Below are 12,284 nucleotides of genomic sequence, written 5' to 3' on the forward strand. Positions count from 1 at the left end.
ATTAATTTAACAATGTAGCAATGTAGCAGTTTACCAATAAGATGCTTCGACAAGCTCAGCATGACAGTGATTGTTACATTTTTACATTGGTATATTGTTACATTATTATATTACTTCTTTTCCTTGTTTTTCCGCAAAAGCAATAGCCGCTTCTTTTACCCAAAGGTTTTCCTGCTGTGCTTTTACTTTTGTCTGTAATCTTTTCTTATTGCAAGGTCCGTTTCCTTTTAAGATTTCCATGAATTCACCCCACGGAAGTTCACCGAAATCATAATGCTGTCTTTCCTCATTCCATTTTAAATCTTTATCCGGAATGGTTAATCCTAAGAATTCCGCCTGAGCAACGGTAACATCAATAAATCTCTGACGAAGGCTGTCATTGCTTTCTCTTTTCACTCTGTAATTCATAGAGATTTTAGAGTTGGGCGAGCTGTCATCATTTGGACCAAACATCATTAAAGCCGGCCACCAGAAACGGTTTAGCGAAGCCTGAGCCATTTGTTTCTGCTGTTTTGTACCACGGCAAAGCGCCATCAAAATCTCGTAACCCTGTCTTTGGTGGAAAGATTCTTCTTTACAGATTTTCACCATCGCTCTTGAATAAGGACCGTAAGAATTTCCCATCAACATTACCTGATTCATGATGGCTGCACCATCAACCAGCCAGCCGATGGCACCGATATCTGCCCAGCTCAATGTCGGATAGTTGAAAATACTTGAGTATTTCGCTTTTCCTTCCAACATATCTTCGTAAGTCGCGTCTCTATCCGCTCTGATAGTTCCGTTTCCTAATGTTTCGGTAGCGGAATAAAGATATAATCCATGACCCGCCTCATCCTGAACTTTAGCCAATAAAGCCATTTTTCTTCTCAACGAAGGCGCTCTGGAAATCCAGTTAGCTTCCGGCAACATTCCGACAATCTCAGAATGTGCGTGCTGTGAAATCTGACGAACCAATAGTTTTCTGTAATCATCGGGCATTACATCTTTTGGCTCAACTTTATTTTCGTCGTGTACGTATTGTACAAATTTTTCTAAATCCATAATTTTTCCAATTTAGCAATGTATCAGTCTAACAATGTACCAATGATTGTTACACTGGTAAATTGATATATTGTTACATCAATTTAATTATACATCATAATTAAGCATCACCACATTCGTTGTCGGGTGACATTGACACGTCAGAACGTAACCTCTGGCTACTTCGTCTTCGGTAAGCGCGTAGTTTTTCTCCATAAAAACTTCTCCTTCCAGAACCTGCGCCTTACACGTACAGCACACTCCTCCTTTGCATGCGAAAGGCACAGGAAGATTGTCTTTCAATGCTTTATCTAAGATACTCTCTTTTTTAGAATTAAGGTGAAACGAATATTCATCATCATCGATAATGACCGTTACCATACTTTCCAAATTAGCAATTGCCTTGAATTCATCGCTCATTTCTTCCGTATTTTCTTCATCCGGAGCGGTGAAATATTCAAATAAAACCTGAATAGCAGGTACTTTTTTATCTTTCTTTAAATAATCTGCAATCCCTTTAATCATTTCTGAAGGACCACAGATGAAAAATGTAGATTCTTTTACATCGATATCTGCATATCTTTCAAACAGCTGATCTAATTTTTCAGGAGAAATTCTTCCTTCAAAAATCGGATCTTCATGCTGCTCACGGCTTACTAAATAAACGACTTTTAATCTTCCGTTAAAAGTTTCAACCAATTTATCGATTTCAGCCTTCTTCATCACATGATTCATGCTTCGGTTGCTGTAGAACAGATAGGCGTTTGAATTTGGCTCTTGATAAAGACTTTCTTTAATATTTGACAACACCGGAGAAATTCCGCTTCCTGCCGCTAAACCAACGTAAGTTTTTACATTTGTCGGGTGATAAGACGTATGAAAACCGCCCATTGGAGGCATCACTTCAAGAATTTCATCCATGTGAAGATGCTCGTTGAAATAACCTGAAACTTTTCCGTTTTCCAACAATTTCACCAATACTTCCAGCGTGTTGCTTTTTTCACTCGGAGCGTTGCAGATAGAATAAGAACGTCTCTCTTCGTTTCCGTCGATCATCATTCGGAAGTTAAGATACTGCCCCTGCTTAAATCTGAATTTATCTTTCAGTTCCTCAGGAATTTCAACAGCTACATTCACTGCGTCGTTGGTATCTTTCTGAACCCTTACCGTTTTTAATTTATAAAATGAATTCATTTTGTTTTTAGTATTCTATTAATTTTTCCACCTTCACACTTAGGCAAACTGTCCTGAGCATGAATTTTCACTTTTGTGGTTATTCCTACTCGTTTTTTTATTTCGTTTTCTATACTTTTTGCAAAGTTTCCGACAAAAATAGCATAATCATCGGTATTTATTTCAATTTGTTGAGCTTTCACAAATTCATCATCAATTTCCAGATCGATATCCAATGCTACACACATCTGTTCTTTCTCAATCGGTGTCAAATAATAATTCGGAACCACGCCTTCCACATGAGAAAATGCCTCTTCAATCTGACTTGGATATACATTTACTCCTCTTACGATCAGCATATCATCGGCTCTTCCAAGAATTGGTTTCATTTTAACCATTGTTCTTTTTGAGTTTTCTTCATAATAAAGACTTGTGATATCATTCGTCCAATAACGTAAAAGCGGCATTGCTTTTTTCGTTAAAGTCGTAATCACCAAAACGCCTTCTTCTCCGAAAGGAACGGGCTGTTTTGTAATCGGGTCTAAAATTTCAGGATAAAAATGATCTTCCCAAATGTAAGAACCGCCTTTTTCCTCAAAATCCTCCATCGAAACTCCGGGTCCGATAATTTCACTCAATCCATAAATATTGGTTGCATGAACGCCTAATCTTTCTTCAATATGATGTCTTATTAATTCCGTCCAAGGTTCTGAACCTAAAACGGCATATTTTAAACTGATTTCGTCTGCCGAGATTCCTCTTTTTGCAAATTCATCAGCGATTGTTAAAGCATAAGACGGTGAGCAACAGATCACTTCCGGTTTAAAATCTATAATTAAATCAACCTGTCTTGAAGTCATTCCTCCCGAAATCGGAAGAACACTCATTCCTAATTTTTCTGCTCCGTAATGAAGCCCAAGTCCGCCCGTGAAAATTCCGTAACCGTACGCGTTGTGTAACTGCATTCCCGGTTTTGCTCCGGCTGCATTTAATGATCTTGCTACTACTTCACTGAATAAATCAACGTCTTCTTTTGTGTATCCTACCACCGTTGGTTTTCCCGTTGTTCCGCTTGAACAGTGAATTCTCTGCAATTCATTCTTCGGAACAGTAAATAATCCGAACGGATAATTATCTCTTAAGTCTTGTTTATATGTGATCGGCAATTTTGAAATATCTTCAATTGTCCTTATTTCCTCAGTTGATATTCCTAATTCATCAAATTTTCCTTTATAAAAATCCGACTTCTCCTCAAGATAACCCACCAAATTCACCAGTCTTTCCGACTGAAGCTGTCTCAATTGGTCGAGCTGTAAGTATTCAACTGAAAAATCCACATTCATGACTAACTAACATTTGTTAGGTGTAAATTTAAAAAGAATTTGGGAGGTGACAAAATTTTTATGATTTTCGTCACATTTTGAATGATTCTAAATGGTTTTAAGGTTGAATTTAAGGTTTAATTGAGACAAACCTTTGCATCGAGATTGTCATTCAGAACGGAACAAAGCGGAGTGAAGAATCTATTAATATAACTTAAATTAGATTTCTCCTTCGTCGAAATGACAAAGAGATGTTATAAAAGCTTATTAAATAAAATTACTGTTTGTGATTTCCCAAAAGTCCAAAAAGAATCTTATCTCTTATTTCATCGGTAATTTCAGTAGTCGATTCAATGTTTCTTTTGAACCAGAAATAGGAATTATTTAAAGTATGAAGAATAAATCTTGTTGTAAAAGTCGGTGATTTCAATTCCCAATTTTCGGCTTTATAAATTTCAGAAATCAATTCTTCAACCTCCTGTTGATATTTTTTTCTTAATTCTACAAATTCGGGAAGTCTTTCTTCCAGATGCTTCCATTCATTAGAATAAATATGCGTAACATCACGATTTCTGAGAACTATTGATAAATGTTTATCGATGAATAAATTTAATTTATCTTTTGGATTGATGTCCGTACTTTTTATAGTTTGAAGTTCGGTAAAGAAATCATTGGCAATTCCGAAGCAGATCCACTCCAAAATTTCTTCTTTAGAACGGATGTGCGCATATAATGAAGCCGCTTTAATATTGAGTTTTGTCGCCAAATCCCTCACAGAGCTGCCCATATACCCTTTTTCTTTGAAAAGCTCTACGGCAGCGTCTAATATTTTCTTTTGTTTTTCTTTTAACTCCATCTAATATTCACAAAAGTAATTATTTTGATTTTAATATTTGATTTTACGGGATGTTTTTTAACGTTTTATTGTCATTGTGATGAAGGAAGATCTATTAATATTATTAAAATCTGACTGTTCTTCCTATAATTTTATTAAATCCCATATGAATCGGAAATTTTGTCTTTCCAAAATCAATATTAAATATAAATTTCGGAAATTTTGTCCATTATTTTTAAAAATTTAATAATTGAACACTTTTTGCGATATAGCTATCAGAATTAAATGATTAAATAAGATTAAGGACATCAGAAATTAGAAAATCGGATTTAAAAATTAACATTTAATTAGACTCTTATGGTCTGAAATCTGATGTCTAAAATCTAAAATTGAAAACTAAAGATTAAAGAATCAAAAATATACACAATATGAACTTAAACCAATATACTGTAAAATCACAGGAAGCCATCCAGGCCGCACAGCAAGTGGCTATGGAATTTGGCAACCAAAGCATTGAACCTCAACATCTCCTGGAAGGAATTTTTCAGGTAGATGAAAATATATCACCTTTTTTATTAAAAAAATCTGAAGCAGATGCCACTTTGGTAAGAGAGCGCAACCGTGAAAATTTAGAAAAGCTCCCAAAAGTGCAGGGAGGAAATATTTACCTTTCACAATCAGCGAACAAAGTTTTGCTTGATGCTCCTAACATCGCTAAAAAAATGGGTGATGAATTTGTAACGATCGAGCATTTATGGCTTTCCCTTTTAGAAACCAATTCAGAAGTTTCAAAAATGCTGAAAGATATGGGCGTAACCAAAAGTCTTTTGGAAGGCGGAATTAAAGAATTAAGAAAAGGAAGCAAAGCTACTTCTGCAAGCTCGGAAGAAACTTACCAATCTTTAAATAAATATGCTAAAAACTTCAATGAATTAGCAGCAGAAGGAAAATTAGACCCAGTTATCGGGCGTGATGAAGAAATCAGGAGAGTTTTACAGATTCTTTCAAGAAGAACAAAAAACAATCCGATCTTAATCGGTGAGCCAGGTGTTGGTAAAACTGCCATTGCAGAAGGAATTGCACACCGAATTATCAGTGGAGATATTCCTGAAAATTTGATGGATAAGACCTTGTATTCCTTAGATATGGGAGCTTTGATCGCTGGTGCAAAATATAAAGGAGAATTTGAAGAAAGGTTAAAATCTGTCGTTAATGAGGTGATCAAATCAGACGGACAAATCATTCTTTTCATTGATGAGATTCACACTTTGGTAGGAGCCGGAGGTGGTGAAGGTGCGATGGACGCTGCCAATATTTTAAAACCAGCTTTGGCAAGAGGAGAATTAAGAGCAATCGGTGCGACAACTTTAAATGAATATCAAAAATATTTTGAAAAAGATAAAGCGTTGGAAAGACGTTTCCAGAAAGTGATGGTGGAAGAACCTGATACTGAATCTGCGATATCAATTCTTCGTGGAATTAAAGATAAATATGAAGCTCACCACAAAGTAAGAATCAAAGACGAGGCGATTATTGCTGCGGTAGAAATGTCTCAACGATATATTTCGGATCGTTTTTTACCGGACAAAGCGATTGACTTGATTGATGAAGCTTCAGCTAAGTTGAGAATGGAAATCAATTCAAAACCTGAAGAATTGGATGTTTTAGACAGAAAGCTGATGCAGATGGAAATTGAATTGGCTGCGATTTCAAGAGAAGGCAATCAGACGAAAATTGACCATTTAAAAGAAGATATTTCGAAAATCTCTGAGGAAAGAAACGAAATTAATGCTAAATGGCTTAAAGAAAAACAAAAATCTGAGGATTTAACACAGATTAAAAAAGATATCGAATCTCTGAAACTAGAAGCAGAAAGAGCTTCAAGAGCAGGGGATTACGCAAAAGTTGCTGAAATTCAGTACGGAAAAATAAAAGAAAAGGAAGATGCTTTGCAGAAACTGGAATTGGAGATGCAAAACCATCAGAATGAATTGATTAAAGAAGAAGTAACTTCCGAAAACATCTCTGAAGTGATTGCAAAATGGACAGGAATTCCTGTCACCAAGCTGCTTCAATCCGAAAGAGAAAAGTTATTACATCTTGAAACCGAGCTGCATCACAGAGTTGTAGGTCAGGACGAAGCCATCCAGGCGGTTGCGGACGCCATCAGAAGAAACAGAGCGGGATTGAGCGACGAGAAAAAACCAATCGGATCATTCCTGTTTTTAGGAACAACCGGAGTTGGTAAAACCGAGCTGGCAAAAGCTTTAGCAGAATTTTTATTCGATGATGAAAACAATATGACCAGAATCGATATGAGTGAATATCAGGAACGTCATTCGGTGTCGAGATTGGTCGGTGCGCCTCCGGGATATGTTGGATATGATGAAGGTGGTCAGTTGACGGAAGCAGTGAGAAGAAGACCGTATTCAGTCGTGCTTTTAGATGAAATTGAAAAAGCGCATCCTGATGTTTTCAACACTTTGTTGCAGGTTTTAGATGACGGTCGTTTGACAGATAATAAAGGAAGACTTGTGAATTTCAAAAACTCGATTATCATTATGACTTCGAATTTAGGTTCGCACATCATTCAGGAGAATTTTGAAGATATTACTGAAGAAAATCAAGACGAAATTGTTGAGAAAACTAAAATTGAGGTTTTTGATTTGTTGAAACAAACGTTACGTCCGGAATTTTTGAACAGAATTGATGAAACGGTACTGTTCCAGCCTTTAAGAAAAAAAGAAATCGGAAAAATCGTTCAGTATCAATTGAGAGGTTTCAATGATTTATTGCTGAAAAGAAATATCATTATGACGGCAACTTCTGATGCTTTGGAATATTTAACCAACAAAGGTTACGACCCAAGTTTCGGAGCCAGACCGCTGAAAAGAGTCATTCAGCAGGAAGTTTTGAATAAATTGTCAAAAGAAATCCTGGCAGGAAATGTAAATGACGGCGACAGAATTACGCTGGATTATTTCGAAGAAACAGGTTTGGTATTCAGACCTGCAGAAAAATAAGTAGTTTTTTTTCATATATATTATTTTTGTAGTAAGTGCCGCAGACAAAATCTGCGGCACTTATTTTTTTTGTTAAAATCTTGATTTTTCTTTATAATTTTAATATAGAAAAACAATCCGTAAAAATACGGTGAAGAAATGGTGTAAAACCGTGTCATATTAACGTAAAAATTTTGCGAAATTTGCATTACTAACTAACAACATTACCCTATAAAGCTAACATTATGAAAACAAAACCTATTTTAGAAACTGAAACACTCGAACTTACTTCAGTCCCAAACACAATGACCTGTGACTTTATCCAGAAATTAGTTGACAACTACAGAACCAATCACTTAGTGTCAATTAAGGCTAAACAAGGGATTGACGATGCACATTCTATACATTTTGACCTGCCCACGTTAAAAAAATTCATTTCTGATATTGAAACAGAAACTCAAAAAAATAATCCAGCCGTTACAGATCAGGATTTAGGGATCAGATTTTATTATGCTGCCTATCCGAAAGCTACAGACTGGGCGATCATGGCAGATACCCCGATCGGTGTAGAATATGCTGAAAAACATACACTTGTCATGGTTCCGACCATGAAAATGGAAGATGAAGGCGGCCAAATGCTGAGCTATGATTTTAACCCGTTGGAGAATGACAGCAAAATTCTGGCAATGGCATCAAGCAAGAATTCAGGAATATCAGGAGAAGTGATCTCACAAAACCACGGAAATCTTATTCCGCCGGACAGCACAAAAACTGAATCATTTTAAGATAAATACATTAAATTATAATTAAAGATAACACAATGGTAGAGTTCCAATTAATGGTACAAGAAGTAATGTTTTGGACAGAAGGGCTTGCAGCCGTCGTAGCACTATTATATTACAATCGTATAAAAAACCAGTATTGGAAGTACTTTGTCTATTATCTGATCTTTATTTTCCTTGCTGAAGCGGTTGGAAAATGGGGGCTCAATTTTATAGAGTTTGACAAGAGCGCCTTTTATAATTATCTCGTAATCCCGGTACAGTTTATATTTTTTTATTGGCTGTATGCTGCAAAATCTTTTAACAGGCCAAAGCTTTTCGTAGGATTATCTTTAATATATGTCCTTTCATTTATTCCGAGTGAGATATTTTTCCCTTCAGCTCATAAAATAATGCTCTCGCTCAACTATACTTTAGGATGCCTTCTTCTTATGATTCTGGTAATTATGGAATATAATAAACAGATTAATTCCTCCAATATTCTGGATTTTGACAAAAACAGAATGTTTTACATTAATTTAGGAGTCACTTTATTCTACATCGGGACCTTACCTTTTTGGGCGTTCTTTGAATGGCTCAAATTTTATCGAAAACTCTCTGATATCTATCACGAAATTTATGATATTTATTATGTCGGGTTTTTAGCAGCCATAATTGTTATGAATACCTTATTTTCAATTTCATTCATATGGGGAAAACAGAACTCTTAATAACACTTATTCTATTCAACATTTTTTTCGTGTTGTTTGTTGCCGCTGTGATCGTTTACATCCGTAAATACAAACAGCGAAAAAAGGAATATATTAATGAAATTGAAGTAAAAAACGAAATTCATAAACGTGAGCTTCTGGCCACACAGCTTGAAATTCAACAGGCCACCATGCAGCAGATCGGGCGCGAATTGCATGATAATATCGGGCAAAAGTTAACCCTCGTAAGCCTCTACACCCAACAGCTTTTATATGAAAATAAAGTTCCCGAAGTAAGCGAAAGAATAGATCAGGTATCACAAATTATCAATCAATCGCTTCAGGATTTGAGAAGCCTTTCAAAAACCCTGACCGATGATAATATTAATCAAAAGGAAATCGTAACTTTAATCCAGGAAGAAGTAGACAATACCAACAGCTTTAAAAAGTGTAAAGTAAGCTTTCAGCACAATTTTAAACAGCTCGATTTGGGATTTGCACACAAAAATGTACTGCTCAGGATCACTCAGGAATTTATTCAGAACAGCATCAAGCATTCAAAATGCAGGAATATTCTCATCAGTCTAAGCACTTCTGAAGAATCTCTCTGGGAGCTCAATATTAAAGATGACGGCGTAGGATTTGACAAATCACAGACAAAATCCAACGGGATCGGGCTTACCAACATGAAAAACAGAGCCGAGATCATCGGGGCCAATTTCAGTCTCGAAAGCCAGAAAAACGTAGGAACAATGCTCAATATTATTTTAAAAAGACAGCCATGAAAAAAACTATCGTTATTGTTGATGATCACGTGCTTATCGCAAAAGCTTTAGAAGGAATCATTGATAATTTTAAAGAGTTTGAGGTCATCTATGTCGCAGAAAACGGCAAAGACCTCATCCAGAAATTTGAAAGTAACAGCAAGATTCCGGATATTATTTTAATGGATATCAGCATGCCGATTATGGATGGTTTTGAAACTGTTCTCTGGCTGAAAGAGCATCATCCGAATATTAAAGTAATGGCTTTAAGCATGCAGGGCGATGATAAAAGCGTCATTAAAATGATCAAAAACGGAGCAAAAGGCTATTTACTAAAAAACACGCACCCAAAAGAGCTGGAAAACGCCCTGACAAAGCTTAATAACGACGGATTCTTCTATCCGGAATGGGCCTCGAAAATCATTTTTTCAAACATGAATAATGATAAAGCCGATGGCGTAAAGATTTCCGACCGCGAAAAAGAATTCCTGAAATACACCGTCACCGAGCTGAGCTATAAAGAAATTGCCGACAAAATGTGCTGCAGCCCGAGAACCGTAGAAAGCTACCGCGACCAGCTTTGTGATAAATTAGATCTCAAAACCCGTGTCGGCCTTGCAGTTTTTGCCATTAAAAACGGCTTCGCAGAATCATAAGTAAAACACATTCACTCATATTTAGCTTAAACAAAGTCCTTTCTCAATTTCCGGGAAAGGATTTTATTATTAATACCATTGGATGATATACCCCCGGCAGCCCATCCCTCCATCTACCCCTTCTCCAACCATCGGGAGACACTTCAACAAGTCACCGTACCCCCTTCACCAAGTATCCATGGGTACTTCTGAAGTCCCTTACCCCCTTAGGTACCCCCCCTCGGAGGCTTCCGTAAGGCCCACGGCCACTTGTACAACCCTCCGAGGATACTTATGAAAGTAGCCATAGGGAGTTCTGAGGGGCCTTTACCCCCTTTATTAAGGGTCTGTTGATACTTGTACAACAGGGTGCATAGGCTTTAGAATATGCTAAAGCAGATTTTTAATAAATAAAATGATCTGCAAAGCCGCAGCTCTACAGATCATAAGGGGAATGAATTTATATGGATGTGTTTTTAAATAATTTTTCTTAATAATTTATCATTATTCACCTAAATAAATAAAGGTATTTACCGACAGATACGGAGATCTGTTATCCAACGTCTCACCCGCACCACCCGTAGGAACCGATGCTCTTACATTATCCAGGGAGTGTCTGTGGTTGCCGCTTTCGGTTGATATAACATTAAAGGCGTGGTTGTGGGCTCCTGCCGCCTGAGCGGTTCCATCCAGGGTGTGTCTGTGATTTCCCGCAGGCGCTGTTGTTGTTGCGGCACCTACACCACCCCATGAGGAAGGATTTGCCCAGTCACCGTGATAATTTCCTGTATGGTTATTTCCAAGGGTTGAATTTCCGAATAAAAAGAGCGCATCTCCGGTGTTACCCGCTCTTGGCCTTGATGATTCGTGCGGTGTATGTCTGTGCTCACCGGTAAGATTGGTGGTTCCTACAACGTTGTGACTGTGCTGTCCGCCGTTTCCTGTATTTCCCTGTACCCTGTGCTCGTGAGCGCCCGCCATATCCATAGCTCCGGTAAGGGTTCCCGTAAAATTGATATTGGGCAAATTAACTCTATTAATCGTTATGGTGCTTATTCCACCGGTAGCAGCCATGGCTTCGGCGGCTGTTTTAGTTTTCAAAACCCTGTCTGTAGCATTCGGAATATTTCCTGTAAATCCTAAAGCAGCAGCTGCAGTACGCGCAGCAACGGGCAGAGATGCTATGGCTCTTCCGTTTAGCAGATACCATCCGCCGTGATCTGCAGTTCTGGCAGAATGTTTAATATCTCCGGTAAAAGTCCCGTCCTGTGACATGCTTTGCCATATGGTTCCATCGAAATAGTAATATCCGGGCGCAGTAATCTTAATTGTTTTTGCCGTAGGACCGCTTACGGCATTGGTCGCATAAACGAGGGTTCCTGTTTGCGGGGCGGTATACCTTGCATCGGCAGATTTGATCTGGTTTCCCGTAAGCCTCGGAGCGATGATCCCTTCTGATGTTGTGCCATCGGTTTTTATAGCAACAACGTCGAAAGTTGCCTGAGGTGTGGCTGTGTTTAATCCTACCTGGCTTAATGCCAGTGTGGAAATAAGTGAAGTCGTAATAATAAAGATTTTTTTCATTTTCTTGATTTTTTTTAATTAATGTATAATCGTATTCAGTTAGTATAATAGCTGCTGACTCCATCATCCGGAATCAGGGAAATGCATAGAAATATCCCTCACCTTGTGCAGGCGAAAATTTTCTAAGTCTGTTGTTGTGGATTTCCTGCTATTTAGGAAGGATACGGGTTTAAGCCTGTAAACCTTTAGCAGCATTGTAAAGATTATGGAATGTTGATTGTTTTCATCGGTATAATTTTTTGGTTCATCCTTAATTGAGTTGTGTTTATTGCAAATGTGTTCTGTGTTTTCTTGTGATAAGCGTACCAGTTTTTAACGCTGATAAGCTTCACATTTTCTTCGGGCTACGAATTTTCAGCAGCTGTACTATTGTCTTATCATGTATAAGACCTATTGCAGGAAGTTTTACAGCTTGCGCCGTTTCCTTTGTGTAGTTTGGGCGACACGTTTAATTATTTTTTTCATAGTTTTTTTT

Annotated in this window: 10 protein-coding genes; 5 read left to right on the plus strand and 5 right to left on the minus strand. The window is 37.4% G+C overall.

Annotated elements, in window-relative coordinates; all coding sequences use genetic code 11:
- Window positions 1-105: 105 nt before the first annotated feature.
- The 4 genes from paaA to BLT04_RS05105 form a co-directional block, all read right to left on the minus strand.
- Window positions 106-1,044: a 1,2-phenylacetyl-CoA epoxidase subunit PaaA gene (paaA, locus tag BLT04_RS05090; RefSeq protein WP_089754396.1), complete on the minus strand. Its 939-nt coding sequence runs from the start codon at window positions 1,042-1,044 to the stop codon at window positions 106-108.
- An 87-nt stretch (window positions 1,045-1,131) separates the two neighbouring features.
- Window positions 1,132-2,217: a 2Fe-2S iron-sulfur cluster-binding protein gene (locus tag BLT04_RS05095; protein ID WP_089754398.1), complete on the minus strand. Its 1,086-nt coding sequence runs from the start codon at window positions 2,215-2,217 to the stop codon at window positions 1,132-1,134.
- Window positions 2,214-3,533, minus strand: a complete 1,320-nt coding sequence (locus tag BLT04_RS05100) for a phenylacetate--CoA ligase family protein (protein WP_089755533.1) — start codon at window positions 3,531-3,533, stop codon at window positions 2,214-2,216. Before BLT04_RS05100 ends, BLT04_RS05095 begins: the two co-directional genes overlap by 4 nt.
- Window positions 3,534-3,795: 262 nt before the next feature.
- A complete protein-coding gene (locus BLT04_RS05105; protein WP_089754400.1) occupies window positions 3,796-4,374 on the minus strand; it encodes a TetR/AcrR family transcriptional regulator in 579 nt (192 codons plus the stop codon).
- Between the two features lie 407 nt (window positions 4,375-4,781).
- Here BLT04_RS05105 and clpB point away from each other — a divergent pair, with 407 nt between their 5' ends.
- From clpB to BLT04_RS05130, 5 genes are all read left to right on the plus strand, one after another.
- Window positions 4,782-7,376, plus strand: coding sequence for an ATP-dependent chaperone ClpB (gene clpB / locus BLT04_RS05110; protein ID WP_089754402.1), 2,595 nt, complete (start codon window positions 4,782-4,784; stop codon window positions 7,374-7,376).
- Window positions 7,377-7,600: 224 nt separating this feature from the next.
- Entirely contained in the window at window positions 7,601-8,140 is a 540-nt protein-coding gene (locus BLT04_RS05115) for a hypothetical protein (protein ID WP_089754404.1), read from the plus strand.
- A gap of 35 nt (window positions 8,141-8,175) precedes the next feature.
- The gene (locus BLT04_RS05120; protein WP_089754405.1) at window positions 8,176-8,847 is read left to right on the plus strand and encodes a hypothetical protein; all 672 of its coding nucleotides are present in this window, start codon (window positions 8,176-8,178) and stop codon (window positions 8,845-8,847) included.
- Window positions 8,826-9,611, plus strand: a complete 786-nt coding sequence (locus tag BLT04_RS05125; protein ID WP_089754407.1) for a sensor histidine kinase — start codon at window positions 8,826-8,828, stop codon at window positions 9,609-9,611. Before BLT04_RS05120 ends, BLT04_RS05125 begins: the two co-directional genes overlap by 22 nt.
- Window positions 9,608-10,246 (plus strand): response regulator transcription factor, encoded by a 639-nt coding sequence (locus tag BLT04_RS05130; RefSeq protein WP_089754409.1) that lies wholly within the window; start codon window positions 9,608-9,610, stop codon window positions 10,244-10,246. Before BLT04_RS05125 ends, BLT04_RS05130 begins: the two co-directional genes overlap by 4 nt.
- A 483-nt stretch (window positions 10,247-10,729) precedes the next feature.
- Here BLT04_RS05130 and BLT04_RS05135 read toward each other — a convergent pair whose 3' ends face one another.
- Entirely contained in the window at window positions 10,730-11,809 is a 1,080-nt protein-coding gene (locus tag BLT04_RS05135; RefSeq protein WP_089754410.1) for a hypothetical protein, read from the minus strand.
- Window positions 11,810-12,284 lie beyond the last annotated feature (475 nt).

Origin of the sequence: Chryseobacterium soldanellicola (genome assembly GCF_900100115.1) — a bacterium.
GTDB classification, from domain to species: domain Bacteria; phylum Bacteroidota; class Bacteroidia; order Flavobacteriales; family Weeksellaceae; genus Chryseobacterium; species Chryseobacterium soldanellicola.